Annotated in this window: 12 protein-coding genes; 4 read left to right on the top strand and 8 right to left on the bottom strand. The window is 38.7% G+C overall.

Translation table 11 applies throughout. The annotated features are described in order from the left end of the window. Positions 1 to 97: 97 nt before the first annotated feature. From AWN68_RS07130 to AWN68_RS07115, 4 genes are read left to right on the top strand one after another with little or no spacing between them, the layout of a single operon-like run. Complete coding sequence (locus tag AWN68_RS07130; RefSeq protein WP_157716118.1) at positions 98 to 1,096, top strand: hypothetical protein; 999 nt, start codon at positions 98 to 100, stop codon at positions 1,094 to 1,096. 4 nt (positions 1,097 to 1,100) lie between these two features. After that, positions 1,101 to 1,574: a GNAT family N-acetyltransferase gene (locus AWN68_RS07125; RefSeq protein ID WP_068413335.1), complete on the top strand. Its 474-nt coding sequence runs from the start codon at positions 1,101 to 1,103 to the stop codon at positions 1,572 to 1,574. A 36-nt stretch (positions 1,575 to 1,610) separates the two neighbouring features. Next, on the top strand, positions 1,611 to 2,192 hold the full coding sequence (locus AWN68_RS07120; protein ID WP_068413332.1) for a YdeI/OmpD-associated family protein: 582 nt from the start codon (positions 1,611 to 1,613) through the stop codon (positions 2,190 to 2,192). A gap of 27 nt (positions 2,193 to 2,219) precedes the next feature. Then, positions 2,220 to 2,843: a YdeI/OmpD-associated family protein gene (locus AWN68_RS07115; protein WP_172796046.1), complete on the top strand. Its 624-nt coding sequence runs from the start codon at positions 2,220 to 2,222 to the stop codon at positions 2,841 to 2,843. Between the two features lie 46 nt (positions 2,844 to 2,889). Here AWN68_RS07115 and lpxB read toward each other — a convergent pair whose 3' ends face one another. The 8 genes from lpxB to AWN68_RS07075 form a co-directional block, all read right to left on the bottom strand. After that, entirely contained in the window at positions 2,890 to 4,017 is a 1,128-nt protein-coding gene (gene lpxB, locus AWN68_RS07110; RefSeq protein WP_068413328.1) for a lipid-A-disaccharide synthase, read from the bottom strand. Between the two features lie 150 nt (positions 4,018 to 4,167). After that, positions 4,168 to 7,017, bottom strand: coding sequence for a M16 family metallopeptidase (locus AWN68_RS07105; RefSeq protein WP_068413325.1), 2,850 nt, complete (start codon positions 7,015 to 7,017; stop codon positions 4,168 to 4,170). 324 nt (positions 7,018 to 7,341) lie between these two features. Continuing rightward, entirely contained in the window at positions 7,342 to 10,497 is a 3,156-nt protein-coding gene (locus tag AWN68_RS07100; RefSeq protein WP_068413323.1) for a WD40/YVTN/BNR-like repeat-containing protein, read from the bottom strand. Positions 10,498 to 10,670: 173 nt separating this feature from the next. After that, positions 10,671 to 11,009 (bottom strand): hypothetical protein, encoded by a 339-nt coding sequence (locus AWN68_RS07095; RefSeq protein ID WP_068413320.1) that lies wholly within the window; start codon positions 11,007 to 11,009, stop codon positions 10,671 to 10,673. A 187-nt stretch (positions 11,010 to 11,196) separates the two neighbouring features. After that, positions 11,197 to 11,592 carry a hypothetical protein gene (locus AWN68_RS07090; RefSeq protein WP_157716117.1) on the bottom strand — a complete coding sequence of 132 codons (396 nt, stop codon included), beginning with the start codon at positions 11,590 to 11,592 and terminating at the stop codon, positions 11,197 to 11,199. Between the two features lie 273 nt (positions 11,593 to 11,865). After that, a complete protein-coding gene (locus tag AWN68_RS07085) occupies positions 11,866 to 13,023 on the bottom strand; it encodes a cystathionine gamma-synthase (protein ID WP_068413314.1) in 1,158 nt (385 codons plus the stop codon). Further along, positions 13,001 to 14,632 (bottom strand): mechanosensitive ion channel family protein, encoded by a 1,632-nt coding sequence (locus AWN68_RS07080; protein WP_068413311.1) that lies wholly within the window; start codon positions 14,630 to 14,632, stop codon positions 13,001 to 13,003. Before AWN68_RS07080 ends, AWN68_RS07085 begins: the two co-directional genes overlap by 23 nt. 11 nt (positions 14,633 to 14,643) lie before the next feature. Further along, entirely contained in the window at positions 14,644 to 17,307 is a 2,664-nt protein-coding gene (locus tag AWN68_RS07075) for an NHL repeat-containing protein (RefSeq protein WP_157716116.1), read from the bottom strand. Positions 17,308 to 17,453 lie beyond the last annotated feature (146 nt).

Genomic DNA, 17,453 nt, shown 5'->3' with positions numbered 1-17,453 from the left:
TCAGGATTCAAACAAAGCTGGGAAAATTAATTTTCGCGAAATAACTGACATAGACACATTATTTGTTAATAAGAGTGAGGAATTCACCTATTCCCTGATGCCTAAATGGCAAACAAAAGTATTAAATGACACTTCTTACTTAATTATATCAGCGACAAATGGGGAGGGCTTACAACTCCTTATAATTGATAACTACACTTTTGATTATAGAGATGTTATCAACATACCCCAATATGGGCCAAACGGATTTAAAACCAACTCACCCAGTTTCTACTGGCATAATTCAGATTCCGTTTTTGTATTTCCAACATCTTTGAATAAAGCCTTCCTATATAATCGAAACTCAGAACTGACACAGGTTTATGAATATGAGTCCGAGGCGACAATGAGTTTTGATGCAAATGAACAACAACAGGGCGGAGAGTTACTTAATTCTATCCTTTATATCAACACTGTTCCCCACTCGAATCCCAACAATCTCCAATTCACTAGCAACACATATGTTACCCACACACTTAATCTGAAGAGTAATGAATTTAGGGTGTGGTCTGGTTACCCAAGAAAGTATGAGAACAGAATTCTCCCAACATCATTTTTAGGTGGTCAGATCATTAGAGCTTTTGACAGCTTACTCTTAATCAATAACTATCACTCTGATTCTATTGAATTTTTCAATATTAATTCAAGGAGCTTTGGAAAAATAAGTACCGGAATGACTGGACTTAATCATTTAGAGGGACTCAAGAAACCCATTGATAACAGAGGGCTGAATAGCCTTATTATGCAGTTGAAATACCCTAATTACTACAAAACATTATTCAACCCTTATAGTAATTTTGTTTACCGATTTTCCAGACATCTAAATCCCATCTATGACAATTACTCCGATGGAGAAATATTAAATGAATTAGAAAATAATAACTCAAAATTGCTACAAAACACACTAATCGTGATTGGACCAAAGATGGATAAACGGTATTATCAATTGCCCTTCGACATAGAGTTTGCCTTCCCAAGTAAAGATGGATTGATAGTCCAAATTTCATCTCTTGAGTTAGAGGACAAAGATGTTTACTTGAAGTTAAGTCTTAACTAGTAGCATGAACTCTGCTCACATATTTAAAGCCCAAATCGAAGATATTGACACACTCAATCGCATTTCTTTTCATTCCAAACAACATTGGGGCTATCCTGACGAGTTGATGGAGTTATGGAAAGAGGATCTGCTACTCACTAAGATTGAATTTGAAATACAGCACATTTACAAACTGGTATTGGAAGAAAAAATTATTGGTTTTTGTGCCATTCAGGAATTAAATGAGGCTTATGATGTCACAAACCTTTGGATCGCACCAGCACATATTGGTCATGGCTTTGGTAAACTGCTCCTCTCCTTCTGTATTAAAAAAGTAGTGGTCAGCAACAAACCAATCATAGTAGAAGCCGACCCGAATGCCGAAGCATTTTATGCAAACCAAGGCTTTGTCACTTATGCCCAAAAGGAAAGCTTGCCTAAAGGCCGGTTTTTACCTTTGATGAGAAGGGATTCAAATCATAATAAAGCCGGTAATTGAAAGAAGTATTTTTCTTAAAATCACTATTTTTAAAGTATGAACCCTAAAGTGGATTGGTTTTTTGAGAAAGACACTAAGTGGCAGGCGGAGTATAAGCATTTGAGAACCATTGTACTCGATTGCGGCCTGACGGAAGAGTTGAAGTGGGGGTGCCCTTGTTACACCTTTAAGGGAACGAATATTGTTTTGATTCATGGATTTAAAGAGTACTGTGCCTATTTATTTCACAAAGGTGTGTTACTAAAGGACACTGACAACATTCTCATTCAACAAACGGAGAACGTGCAGTCCGCCCGTCAGATTCGTTTCACCAATATTCAAGAAATAACAGAAATGGAAACTGTCTTGAAAACCTATATCTATGAAGCCATCGAAGTAGAAAAAGCTGGAATCAAAGTGGAACTAAAAAAGACAGCTGAGTTTAATATGCCCGAGGAGTTTGAAAAGGCATTATATGAAAACCCTGACTTGAAAACTGCCTTTGACGCCTTAACACCAGGGAGACAAAGAGGATATCTACTCCATTTTTTTCAGCCCAAGCAATCAAAAACCCGCGAGGCAAGAATAGAGAAATGTACGCCAATGATATTCGAAGGAAAGGGCTTAAATGACCGGTAAATTCCAATGATTGAATAGATGAAAAATATGACCACCGATGTCGATTTATATTTTACCGAGGGTTGTGGACGCTGCCCACTAGGTGGCACTCCCGACTGTAAAGTCAATCGTTGGCCGCAAGAATTAAAGCAATTGAGAAGGATTGTTCTCGACTGTGGCTTAACGGAAGAATCGAAATGGGGAGTTCCCTGCTATACATTTCAGGGCAACAACATTGGGGTTGTAAGTGCATTTAAAGAATATGCTTCGCTTAGTTTTTTCAAAGGGGCATTGCTTGAAGATACGAATGGCATTTTAGACAAACCCGGAGAAAACACCCAAGCCGCTCGTTTGATAAAGTTTACTGATGTTAAGCAAGTCATGGAAATGGAGCCAATCTTAAAGGCCTTTATCTATGAGGCGATCGAAGTAGAAAAAGCGGGATTGAAAGTTGAGTTAAAGAAGACTTCAGAATTTAATATGTCAGAAGAGTTTAAAAAGGCGTTGGACGAACACCCCGATCTAAAAACTGCATTTGAAACCTTAACTCCAGGCCGACAGAGAGGATACCTACTCCATTTTTCTCAACCCAAGCAATCCAAAACCCGTGAGGCAAGAATAGAGAAATGTACGCCAATGATATTTGAAGGGAAAGGGTTACATGATAGGTAAGTGAATTCTGTTATTCTCTGGATAAATTAATTGCAGAAAGCCCTAATCAATTGACTTCAGTCATATCCTCCCACATCAATTCAGCAGTTCGAGCTGAAGCGCCTGGGCCACCCATTTTGACTTCCAGTTCATCATAGTCATTCAACATTTGAGCCCGCTTCTCCCCTTCTAAAATCAGGTTCAGTTCTTTGACCAAGCGCTTTTCGTTGAGATCATCTTCAATTAATTCCTCCACTGCCATTCGATCTAAAATCAAATTGACCATACAGATAAACTTGATCTTTACAATTCGCTTGAGCAGGTGATAAGTAACATAACCGGGCTTGTAGCATACCACTTGCGGCACACGGAATAAAGCCGTTTCCAATGTGGCAGTTCCAGAAGTCACCAAAGCGCCAGTAGCGTTATTTAAGATGTCATAGGTGCGGTCAAAAATGATTTTCACATCAGTATCCATATACTTTTTGTAAAAACTCAAATCGATCGTTTCGGATCCCGCAATTACGAACTGGTATTCTGGAAAATGCTTGACTACCTTAAGCATGGTAGGCAGCTTTGTTTTTATCTCTTGTTTTCTGCTACCGGGCAGAAGCGCTATGATGGGTTTTTCTGAAAGACTAAATTCCTTCCTTAGTGCTTCCGAACCTATCAAACTTGGTTTTCGCTGCGCTAGAGCATCCAAAATTGGGTGACCTACATAGTCTACATCGTAGCCATATGATCTATAAAAGTCCTTTTCGAAAGGAAGTATGGCAAAAACTCTGTGGCACCATTGGTGAATGGTGTGTACACGTTTTTGTTTCCACGCCCAAGCCTGTGGCAGAATGTAATAGTAAATCCTAGTCGGGAGTTTTGATAGTCGAACGTACTTGGCAATACGTAAGTTAAAACCCGAATTATCAATCAAAATCAACACATCTGGCTTAAAAGCCATAATATCATTTTCGCAAAGGGTGAAGTTTTTCTTGATGCTTCTGATGTTCCAAAGCACATTGAAAATTCCCATAAAGGAAGAATCCTTAAAATGGCGCACCATTTCATTGGCTTCGGCCTGCATTTTATCTCCACCCCAAACCCTGAAAAAAGCATCGGAATCGCGCATTTTTAGCTGCTTCATTAAGTTGGCAGCATGCATATCGCCCGAGGCCTCTCCTGCTATGATATAGTATTTCATATTTCGGTTCGAAGTTCTATGTTCTTAGGCAATTATCAAATGTTATTTGCGAGAAGGAGAAGTAAATCATTTTTGGTTATTGAAATTACTACAACAAAAAGGGCTCCCAAAATCAATTTAGGAGCCCTTTTTTATCAAGTTATAAGAAGCTTATTTCTTCTTAATTTCTAATTTTTCATCTTTTGGATTTACTACAATTGGCTTTCCTAAACCTGTATTGTTCAGAAGATTCAACTGTGTTTTTCCATCCCCCACAACTACATAGATGAGTTCATCAGGGTTCATGTATTCACCAATAATCTGTCGTGCATCTTCAGAAGTCATCGATTTCAGTTTCGCTTCATCCTTCTTAATGTAGTCCATTGGAAGGTTATAAGTAGAGATGTTTTGAAGAATACCTACCAAACCTCCAAGGGTTTCGTAAGACTGCGTATTGCTTCTCAAAATTGAAGTCCTGGTGTTTGCCATATCTTCTGGAGAGAAATCTTTTCCGTAGTTATCTAAAATCTGTTTGAAAAGGTCAACTGATTCTCTTGTTACATTACTTCTAACGCTTGAAGAAGCAGTAAACGGAGCACCATTCATATTTCGGCTAAAGCCAGAATAAGCACCGTAAGTATATCCTTTTTCAAGTCTCAATTGCTTGAATAGCATAGAGCCTGAACCAGATCCTAAACGATAATTCGCTACTTCAGCTGCAGCGAAATCTTCGTTATCACCATTCATGCTGATTGATCCAATGCTAAGCACCGACTGTTTAGCGTCTGGGTAATCAACAAAATAGATTCTAGAACCTTCATCGGCTGTTTTGATTTCATATTCCGGGAATACCACATCTTTCGCTTCCCATTTATCGAATCTCTTTAGAGAAGCCATTACGGTTGGCTCATCCAATGCACCCACAAAATGGAAAGAAGCCAATGATGGAGAGAAGTTCTTGTTATAATAGTCTTTCAAGTCATCTAAGGTTATGTTGTTCACCGTTTCTGTAGTTCCAGAAGTTGGATAAGCGAAAATATGGCCCTTACCATAAAGCACCTTATTGAAAACATTAGAGGCAATGGCATTAGGGTTTACTGCACTCTGCTGAATTGAGTTCAAAGCTGACTTTTTCACTCTATCAAACTCTCCTTCATCCCATCTAGGTTGGAAGAGGATTTCCTCAACTAAATCCAACACCTTATCATAGTTTTTCGCTAAAGAGTTTCCACTAATTGTAATATACTCTTTAGAAGCAAAAACACTGATTCTAGCCCCAAGTTGACCAATGGCTTCTTGTAATTCTAGAGGAGTTTTGTTGGCTGTCCCTTCCATCAGCATGTTATCTAGCAAAGCTGCAGTTCCTATTTTGCTAGGATCATCTAAGAACATTCCACCTTTAATTCTAAGGCTGAACTGAACCATTGGCAACTCATCTTGGTAAATGTGGAATACTTTCATTCCGTTGGCCAATTGATCATTGTTAATCGCAGGAGGATCAAAGCTAAGTGTACCTTTTAATGGAGGTGCTACGCTACGATCAATTCTTGAGGCTGTTTTCTCGAATGTCACCCCTTGGTCATAAGGGTTCTTTTCAGCTCCTTGAACGATGGCTTCTTCTACTACTGAAGCTTTTTCTGAACCTTCCAAAACCAATTCAATCTGTCCTACTGGCACAAAGCTGGTGGCCAAGTAATTTTGGCCTTTAATGTACTTATTATACACTCGCATGATGTCCTCACGAGTCACGTTTTGAGATTTCTTTAAATCTTCAACAATGAACCCCGGGTCTCCAGCAAAAGTATTGTATTGCGCCAAAGACGATGCTTTACCAAATACACTGGACATTCCATTATAGAACCCCGTTTCTTGACCTATTTTGATTCTTGCTAAATCAGCATCAGAAAAACCTTCTGATTCAAATCTTTGCAAGCCTTCAAAAATGGCAGCTCTCAAGTCGTTTAGATTTACACCATCAAAAGCTCTAGACCCTATTGCAAATGTTCCAGCAATTTCAGCTGAGGAGTTATAGGCAAATACGTTAGGTGCCAATTTCTTTTCTTCTACAATTACTTTGTATAAAGCAGATTTCTTTCCGTCAGTTAATACTTGTCCCAGCATATCCAATGCCCATGAGTCAGGATTGTATTGTTCTACCGTTGGCCATGTCATTTCTAAATCTGGTAGGTTCGCAAATTTATCTTCGTGATAAAATAACTTAGTTTGATCAAGAACAGCAGGTTGTGGTTCTATTGTTTCTATTTCTGCTCTTGGCTCAAATTCACCAAAGTATTTTTCGACCAAAGTTTTAACCTCAGCCTCATCAACATCGCCAGCAATTACTAAAGTAGCATTGTTTGGCCCATACCATTTATTGTAAAATTCTTTCACATCGGCAACGGTGGCATTCTGCAAATCTTCTAAACTCCCAATCACATCCCAGCTATATGGGTGACCTTTAGGGTAAAGGTTTGTAAGCTTCACATATTCTTTATGACCATACGGTCTGTTGTCAACGCCCTGTCTTTTTTCATTTTTAACTACTTGCTTTTCATTTTCAAGCCCCCAGTCAGAAATGGTGTTAATGAAGAAACCCATCCTGTCAGATTCCATCCAAAGCATTTGTTCCAGCGCATCACTTGGTACCGTTTCATAGTATATAGTTCCGTCAGTCCAAGTTCCCCCGTTAAAGGTTCCTCCTAAATCGTTTACGTTTTTAATGAAGTTTCCAGCCCCTACGTTTTCTGAATTTTGGAAAAGCATGTGCTCAAAAAAATGTGCAAAACCAGTTTTCCCAGGCTTCTCGCGGTTAGAACCTACGTGATAGAGTACTGCTACTGCTACCTTTGGGTCAGAAACATCTTTATGAACTACCACTTCTAAACCATTTTCTAGCGTGTATTTATCATAATCCAATTTAAATTCTACGCTCTGATTTTCTTCTCCACCGCCTGTACAGGAGGATAGAACGAATACGAGCGACAAGAATGCTACAAGTCGACTTTTAAATAATGTTTTCATAGAATGAGTTAATTTCAGAGGATAAAGCTACTAATTTAAAATACTCAAAATCAAGCAGTTTAGCTTTGATTGGTAATTTTTACTAAATATATATCTAAACGAACAAAAAAGACCAATCTTAAACTTGAACTTTAGATTGTATAAATATCAACAGGGATTATTATTATTAAGAAAAAACGTTTCAGGAACAGTATCAGCCCCTTGTTAATAAGAATCTTATGTTGAGCAAAACATCTATTCCAAAAAATAAAAGCCCGCTAATAATTAACGGGCTTTTATTTTTAATCCTGACAATCAAGTCAGAAAGAAGTATACTTATTTTCCTTACTTCTTTTTAATTACAATAGCGTCAACAGACTTCTGTTTCACCAACTCATTGAAGGCAGGAAGATCATTTTGCATAATCGTTCTCAGCTTTGCCAACTCCGCATCAATTTGCTTGGTCAATTCAATACGTACAGTTTCAGCCTGCGCAGTTGGGGCATATTGACCACTCCCTACTACCCCATTCAGGGCTGCGAGTTTATTGTTCAATCGGATTGGGAAGTTCAATGGATCTTGTCCTGACTCGTTCTTAGTTTGATACAATGCTTCTTCAACCTTAGTCATTTTCTCCATCAAAACTTTGCTCGCATCAACTACGTCCTTGAAACGATCTTCACCCTTGATTTTCGACAATAAGTCATTCACTTGAGACCTGGCTTCTCTGATGTCTTTGATGGCTTGATGTGTCTCAGTCAGTTTGTCTCTTACTGTAATCAAGAAATCGAACTGCCTAACCAATTCAGCATCAGTTGAACCATAGCGAGGATCAGCCAATAGTTTGAAGCTTTGCTCTTGAGTATCGTCACCAACAATAAGTTTGGCTATATACTCACCCGGAGGTGCCATTGGGCCACGCAATGATCCTGACCACATGATATTCCCTTCAAAGGTCTCAGCATTATCAAACATCATATTCCAATTGTAGGAATTTAACCCAACCTCTGGTCTAAGCGTAGCCGTCTCAATTTTTTCACCGTTACGGTAAATTTCCATAGTCGCTTTTATGCCTTTGGCTGGTGCTTCTTTCACGTTGTAATAAATTACTGCTCCGCCTGGTTTGTTTTCACCAGAAAGCAAACTGTTATCACCACCTGTTGCTCCGCCTCTTCTACGGAAACTTGCAGCAATTCTGTAAGCGTCCATTGGCTTGAACATGTGTACTGCTTTTGAAGCTACTTCATCAGAAAGCTGATGAATGATAGTCAAATCATCGATCATCCAGAAAGCTCTGCCTTGAGTAGCGGCAATAAGATTATCGTCCTTAATGGTAAGATCAGTAATAGGAACAATTGGCAGGTTCATCTGGAAAGGTTTCCAAGAAGCGCCATCATCAAACGAAACAAACATACCACGCTCTGTCCCCGCATAAAGTAATCCTGCACGTTTAGGATCAGCTCTGACTACTCTTGTAAAATAATCATTTGGAATACCTGTAGTGATCTTTGTCCATGTTTTACCGTAATCTTTTGTTTTGTATAAGTAAGGCTCATAATCGCCAAGTTTATACTGAGTTCCGGCCACATATGCCCCGCCTTTCACAAAAGGATCGGCATCGATGCTATTGATCATTAAGTATTTCGGCATGTCTGGAGAGGTTACATTCTCCCAGTTTTTACCTCCATCTCTGGTGACATGAATCAAGCCATCATCGGAACCAGTCCAAATCAAATCATTTTCATAAGGTGATTCCGTTACCGCAAAAATGGTAGCGTAATACTCTACAGAAGTATCGTCATAAGTGATTGGCCCACCTGATTTACCTAATTTATCTGGCTCTGCTCTAGTCAAATCTGGACTGATCAACTCCCAACTTTGCCCTTCATTGGTCGTAGCGTGCAAGTGGTTAGATGCCGTATAAAGCTTGTTGGGGTTATTTGGAGAGAATACAATCGGGAAGTTCCACTGAAAACGATATTTGTAATCTTCAGCACCATGCCCCATTGGATTATCTGGCCAAGCGTTAATGTTTCTACTAATTCCGTTGGTGTGGTCTTGACGGATCAACAACCCACCATAACTACCTCCATATACAATTTCGGGATTTTTCGGATCTGGTGCCAAATGTGCACTTTCACCTCCTGCTGTACCTTCCCAATCATTGTCGGTAATTGTTCCTCCGAAAGATCTGTGGTTAATTCTTACCGTTGAGTTGTCTTGCTGTGCACCATAAATTCTGTATGGAAAATGATTATCGGTAGTCACTCTATAAAATTGAGCAGTCGGCTGATTATTATCTGTAGACCAATCATCTCCACCATTAAAAGAAACTTGTGCTCCACCATCATCAGCAATGGCAAGTCTTTGATTATCCTCTGGGGCAATCCACAAATCATGGTGATCACCATGAGGTGCATTTCTTCCTCTAAAAGTTCTTCCTCCATCGGTAGAAGTATGGTATGCTACGTTCAATACATACAATTTATCTACATCCTTAGTATCCGCATAAATTCTTGTATAATACCAAGCTCTCTGGCGTAAACCTCTATCTGAGTTTACTTTCCTCCAAGTCTCACCTGAATCATCAGAGCGATAAACTCCACCATCATTGGCTTCAATCATAGCATAAACACGACTAGGATCTACTGGAGATATAGCAACACCACTAATCCCGATAGGACCTTTTGGCATTCCTTGGTTCTCAATAATGTTAGTCCAGGTTTCTCCACCATCCGTTGATTTAAAAATGGCTGAACCCTCGCCACCTGAGGTTAGGCTGTAAGGAGTTCTTCTTACTCTCCAAGTACTAGCCATCATAAAATCAGGATTATTCGGGTCAACACTGATATCTACTGCACCAGCATCCTTATTAGTAAATAAAACACGTTTCCAGTTTTTACCGCCATCAGTAGTCTTATACACACCTCTGGTTTCAGAAGACTTGAATAGATCACCCATAACGGCCACCCAAACAATATCAGAATTTTCTGGGTGAATTTTAATTCGCCCAACATGCATTCCATCCTTCAACCCTATGTTCTGCCATGTTTTTCCAGCATCTGTAGATTTCCAGATACCTTCAAACCCAGAAGACACATTACCTCGAACGGTTTCTTCTCCTTGACCTACATAAATAACTTTATGATCGGAATCACTTACGGCCACAGCTCCAATTGAGCCACCAAAGTAGCCATCGGAAATATTCGCCCAAGTTTCGCCTCCATTCTCTGTTTTCCATACTCCGCCACCAGTGGCTCCCATGTAATAAAGGTTAGGCATACCTGGCACACCAGTAACTGCCGATGCCCTACCTCCACGAAAGGGCCCAATGGAACGCCATTGTATATCGTTAAAAATATTAGCCTGCAGGTCTTGCTTAGGCGGGGGTGGCGGGCTGTTCTTTCGGTTTCTCTGCGCTTGAGTATCAAAGGCAAAAAACACCAAACCGATCAGAACCAACAAGCCAAAATGGTTGATAGTAGTTTTTATTCTGTTCATAGTTGTGGTTTTTGGTCTCCGTCATAAATTATTGACGGTTTGCTCATGAGCAAAAGATAAAAACAACAAATGAAAAACAGGGGTGTCAATTCACATTTTATATGAATGGGGACTTTAGAACAGCCCAATAACTCCCATTATATAACCCTACAAAGAAAAAATTAAATCAAGCCTTATTCGCTCAGTTTATAGATATTGAGGTTATTGAATTTAGAGAGAAAATCAGCTTGCCTATAAAGCTTAAGTGTTTCATCACTCACAGGTTCACCTGCTATAAATTCGGCTATTAGGGCATCTTGTGCATCAAAAATTTTGACTCGCTCTACATGCTTTGTTACCGCATCAAGCGAATCATCAATTGAAAACTGAATGATGTTTTTAGATTTAAGATTTGTATCCTCAGACTTAGCCTTTGTTGGACTATTAAAATTTTCAAGTACAAAGGCCATTAGAGCGGTGGCTCCCACGATCGCGAATGCGGACAGTACTTTGTTATAGTTTCGTGCTTTCATGACATCAATTTTTAGGTTTAAAAATTAAAAAGGATAATTACCTCAGTCACACACTACTCGGGGCTATTGTAACTACGTAAAAACAAGTCGTATTGTTTTTGTAACACGCATAAACCACTCGTTAGGGCACAAAAAAAGCTGACCGAAATGGTCAGCTTTTAACTATGCTCAAATAAACTACTAATTTTTATTCCGAAATTCTATATATAGACGTGTTACCGTAACTTGAAAGGAACTCTGAACGGTTAACAAGCACTTGTATATCCTTGTCTTCTATAACTTGATTACCTTTTAACGATACTTGACCTACAAGTTTATTTTCAGCATTGAATACTTTAATATTCTTTACATCTTCGATATGCAAGTTGAAAGTTTCGTCCATATCAAAAGTGTACATGTCCTTTTTGATTTCGGCCACCGCCTCTGCCAAAAGCTCCATATCAATTCTAGCGTCTATGTCTGAAATGTCTTCGTGAGAAGGGACTCCAAATGAATTTGAAGCTGCGAAAAGCGTAATCACTGCTGCTAAACCAAATGCCACAAGGGCGGACAGCGTTTTTTGTTTTTTCAATTCTTGTCTCATGACCTGTTTTGTTGTTTTTCTGTTTTTTCGTTCACTTTTCTATTCTTTATTGAATAGCTGTTTATAAGTAAGAAATATCTGTTTGTTTGTTAAATTTCTCCTACTCCCTTTAAGACGACAAAGGTCAACAAAAGTTTATGATTTGGTGAAAAAAAAGTATAATATTTTTATTACCCACACATTAACAATCATCAACAGAATAATATTCTGAATCAAGTCCTAACAACAAAAAAGCCCACATGAGGTGGGCTTATAAAGAGATATAATATTTGGCTAAGCCAACGCTTGCTCTAAATCTTCTATCAAATCTTCTATGTCTTCAATTCCGACACTAATTCTAATAAGTGAATCCAAGAGCCCAATTTTCATTCTTTCCTCTCTTGGAACAGCACCGTGAGTCATTGTAGCTGGATGGTTAGATAAAGACTCTACCCCTCCTAAAGACTCCGCCAAGGCAAATAGTTTTAATTTCTCCATTACTCTGAAAGCCTGTCGTTGATCATCTTCCTTAAACACAAAGGAAATCATGCTTCCAAAACCTCTCATCTGAGATTTAGCAATTCTATGGTTTGGATGACCTTCGAAACCAGGCCAATACACTTTTCCAACCTTTGGGTGATTAGCTAAATACTTCGCCACCTTCTCTCCATTCTCGCAATGTCTTTGCATTCGCAAATGCAAAGTTTTAATCCCCCTTAATACCAAGAAGGCGTCTTGAGGGCCACATATCGCTCCACATGACTTCTGGATAAATGCTAAATCTTCAGCTAACTTATCATCGTTCATGGCCAAAGCTCCCATTACAACGTCTGAATGACCCGACAAATACTTGGTCACAGAATGCATTACAAGGTCAGCCCCTAGGTCTAATGGATTTTGAAGGTACGGTGTGGCAAAGGTGTTATCCACTCCTAGCATTACCTTATGTTTCTTAGCGATAGCAGCCGCTCCTTTAATATCAATGATATTCATCATTGGATTAGTAGGCGTTTCTATCCAAATCAATTTTGTTTGCGAGGTAATGTGTTTTTCGATATTCGACACATCTTCCAAAGAGATAAAATTGAACTTGATTCCGTATTTCGCAAATATTTTGGTAAAAATTCTATAAGTCCCGCCATAAAGATCATCACCTGTAATTACTTCGTCACCAGGCTCTAGAAGCTTAATTACAGCATCGATTGCTGCCAAACCTGAACCAAAACACAAACCATATCTTGCATTCTCTAGCGCGGCAATGCTACTCTGTAAAGCAGAACGTGTCGGATTCTGAGTTCTAGAATACTCAAAACCCTTGTGGTCACCAGGTGATCGCTGTACATAGGTAGAAGTTTGATAAATAGGGGTCATGATTGCCCCAGTAGTTGGATCGGGGTTTACTCCAGCATGAACTGCCTTGGTACCAAATTTAGTACTTAAGTTCTTTCCCATCACTATTTCTGTTTTTGGCAATGAAGGCTTCCATTTCCTTATTCATTTCTTCTTTGCTCTGATTGTAATTAGGTGTTAAAGACAACTTGCCAGGAAATTGTTCAACCATTAAAGTTTGTGTTGGGAAGGCGAACCTCACTCCTAATTTCTCAGCCAAGCGATTTACACTCAACATGATTTCTTGTCGACATCTCAATTCTTCATTCCAAGTGGGCACTTTGAAGAAGATATAAAGCATTACATCTAGTGAAGAAGCGCCATATTCATTCAAAAAGATATTATATGAGTCTTTTCGGGTATCAGGATGGTTTAGAACGATTTTCTCGACTCCTTTTACAAACACTTCAATTAAATCGGTTGGTGTGTCATATGTAATCGCCAGTTTAGTGAAATACCTTCTGTACTGTCGCTTACCGTGGTTATCCACTGTCCTATTGGAAATTACGCTATTCGGCACATACATTAAAGAGTCTCGGAAAGTTCTGATTCGGGTAGAACGGAAACCTACTTCTTCCACTGTCCCGTCAACATCGTCAGAAGTGATCCAATCTCCAATTTGAAAGGGACGGTCCACGAAGATCATTACGGAACCAAAGAAGTTCTTGAGGGTGTCTTGAGCGGCCAATGCCACGGCCAACCCCCCAATAGACAGACCTGTTATCAATGGCCATATGTCGAATTTAAGACCATCGAGAATGGCCATAATTCCGACCAAAATCACAAAAGTTTTTAAAATTTTGCGCACCAAAGGCACCAACTGATCATCTAGTGTATTCTGGGTTCTTTCAGCAACTTTTTTCATATAAGCTCCCAAAACGTCCACCATTTTATAGAAGAACATGGTAGCAAATAGAGGAAGTAATGCACCGACCCCTAGAATAAGGTATTTAGAAATCGCAATTGGTAATTGAAGTGTAGGGATCAAGATACTTACGAACGCAAACACAATCACCAAACTAAAAGGCCTAGCCACAGGCAATATCAGGTTATTTGCCAAATCGACTTTGCCGTATTTATGAAGCAACCTAAAAATGACGACCCTTAGAAGAAGCGTCAGAATTAAATGGAGCACGTAGGCAAAGGTTATAATGATTAGCCCACCAATTAATTGCCACATGTGAAGCCCAACATATTTCTTTGAGCCCAGCTTTGGCAAGAGGTTCAGAAGACGATCCGTTCCGAAAGGGTATACTGATTTGTGAATAAGATTAATACTCTGAACAGATTTACCGGAGTAATACCAGCCATCAGCCTCCTTCTGAACATATATTTCTGGAAACTCACTAAAGAGCACATACCGTTTTTTCATAGTAGTGCTATCCGTATGGTCTGGGCTTTTAGGCACTTCATCCAGATAAATATAATTACCAGACCCGTCAAATATTTGTTTCAGTTCAATGGCTAAGTTTTCAATTTCTTCTTGAGATAAATCACCTTTGCGTAATGATTTCGCTGCTTGAGTTGGGTCATAACTATCCTCCTGTAGATAGGTAAGGTGATTTAGTATTGCCTCGTATGGCGAATTGAAACGATCAGGTAAACTGTCATTTTGAGCCTTGGCAAAACCTAAACTGGTAACGAATAAAAAAATAGAAAAAACTAATTTCATAGTATTTTGACCTATTTGGTAAATGTATAAATAGCCATTTGATTATCGAAATTTACAAAGAGTTCGTATTCCCTTTTATTCTGATAATAAAGAATACCAATTGGATTTATGGAAAAGGCCTCTTGAGAGAATTTCTCTCTCCCTTGATCATCTAGAATTACCAAATCACCGGTGGTTAAGTTTTGAGCTACATATAATTCACTGTCATTTCTGAAATTGTAATACTCAAAAGCCCAATCTCCCTGCCCTTTAAAATCATATCCGAATTTGCGCTGACCCTTTTCATCAAAGACCGTAAACTGATTACTATCTTTCCTAACAGTTAAAAGACCAGTATTAAGCTTATCTCTCACTGCTATAAAACGACTAGACACCGATGGTTTCACCAATTGATTCCGTCCTTTGACACTCCCGTTGAAATCAAGTGAGAGCAACTCTCCGTCTTCACTCAAAACCTTGATATAGGATTCGTTAAACGATGGCCCTTGTTGAATAAAGTAATCTCCTGAAATTTGCTTGTCCGTTTTGTATGGAAAGCCAGGGTACTCTTCCCCCTTCCTGTTCAAAAGGTGAATATTACCATTGGCCTCTACAATAACAAAGCAATCTCTACCTCTGATTCTAATATGTTCAGGCACCCCTCGTAATGCAGACCCCATCACCTTTGGTGACCAACCTTCAAGCATTTCACCTTCTTTACTCAACAAATAGACATTCCCTCTTCTATCTGTAGTGGCGTATCTGTAGTTTTTACTATTGTCATAATCAACAACGGAGTATTGAGTAATAGGAAGCTCTGTTGCAAAGGCCATTGGAAAACCTTCTACGTCATCGCCATTCCTATCAATTAAATAAACAGCAGAATCCGTAAACATTAGGTATTGGAGTTTACGATTAGCGTAAAAATCTATTTGCTCAATCGCCCCATTTATCTTCCCCTCTAGTTCTTTCTTCCACAAAATATTACCCGTTCTATCCACCAAATAGAGTTGGTTCAGTTCATCTTGAAAGATAATTTCCTGAGCGTTATTATTATGATTCTTCACTACAAATGGTTTAGTGGTAAGCTTACCATTTCCATAAGCATTAGTTACTAAATTCAGTCCTATCTTCGGGTTAATTGGATCGGAATTACGATTGCTATCTCTAACTAAAGGCCTTTTTACTGATTCGTTAAAAGTAAGCTCAGCGCTCACAATGAGTCGGCTTGATGCTTCATTAATTTGAAAGTTGAAGTTATCGAATGATGAAAATAATTGGATATGATCTTTAAAAAAGGCCTTCCATTTCGGGTTAAAAGAATTAACAAGTGGGTCTAAATAAAATTCAAAATTATTGAGTTGAGTGATATTGGCTTCTCTAACCAAGTTATCTAGATACCTTCTTTTTTCAGGTATTCTCCCCCAAGTATTCTCGGCATCATAATCTACCAAAACCGTTTTTAGCGCATCAATATTATCGCTAATCAGCATAACATTATTAAAGAACGCGTAATAAGGTTTGCCAGATTTCTGGTATCGATCTCCATATGTCTTCACCAAAAACTGCTCCTCGTTCACGAACCTTATTTCATTATTAATAAAGCTTTCTGTAAATAAGGTATCTCCTTCGGCCCTACTGGCTTTAGAAATCTCTTCAAGCATTTTTGATATTTTCGACACATCAGAAACTTCGGACAAAAGAACTTGAGACATGGTATTTGCCCCAAGTACAATGTTCACTTCACATATTTCAGAGTTCTGAAGCGTTTGAAACAATGAAATATCAAAACCGCTAAGTGATGCATTCTGAGATTCATCAATTCCGAACCAACGTACAAAACTTGCTGAGCTTGGGATAAAATTTTCTACGTTGATCAACGCATTTGATGGCAAATCTTGATTAATCTCCTGGTTCAAAAGGCTAATTCCATTAAAAGTCAAACCAGCACTTGATGGCTCTATCTTTATATTTATAAGGCCCTTAAGTTGATTTGGGGAGGATTCATTATTACCTGTAAACACATTCCTAAGCCTTCCAACTCTATCTGTATTCAAGAGCAAACTCACCCCCTTCTGGTTTTCATCCATCTTGAGCTCCGACTTCATCAATCGGCTAGACTCATCTTCTTCAGCACGAATTACATCTTCTAATAAGACAGAATTGGTAGAGATAACGAGGTAACTACCCAAGCTTATGAAGCCCCATGTTGACTCTTGTACATTAGCCTCGTAGATGAGTTTTTCATTAAACACCCTACTTTCGAAAAACAGATCTTTGTTGAACCATAGGTTGGCCAACTTTTTAATATTTGTTGGCAACCATTCAAACCCATCTGATCCAATAAAAAAGAGCGGGTCTATACTATTGTTAGATGTTAAATGGAAAGAAACATATACAGGATTCTCATTGATCTTTGATTGCAGTACTCCTGACTTTACCAATGAGTCTATTTTACCATTAGCCTCTGTTAATCGACTAATAAAAGGTAAGGAATTGGCCTCGTCCCACCATGGATAACTTGAGTAGTCTTTAATGGCTTCTGAAACATTATTTACAGTAATTAGCCCAAGACTATTGGCCGGGATAAGCCTCTGTATTTCAACACCTTTATCTTTCTTAAAAAAATAGACATAACTAAGCCCTGAGGCCATAACCAAAAAGAGAAGGGTAACAAGTAAAGTTTTAGTTTTCAAGAAGAGTATTGTTTGAATTTCAGAAATCAGGCGAAAATACACATTTCTAGTATCACTCAAGTCTAAGCGGAAAAGAGAATAAGAAATTTCAGATGATTCACCTCATTATTCTAACTGTTTTCCAAAGATTTCATTTTAATTATTGT

Source organism: Roseivirga echinicomitans (genome assembly GCF_001592935.1).
GTDB classification, from domain to species: domain Bacteria; phylum Bacteroidota; class Bacteroidia; order Cytophagales; family Cyclobacteriaceae; genus Roseivirga; species Roseivirga echinicomitans.
Note: the sequence above shows the minus strand (reverse complement) of the source record. Positions and strands in the feature narration are given on the sequence as shown.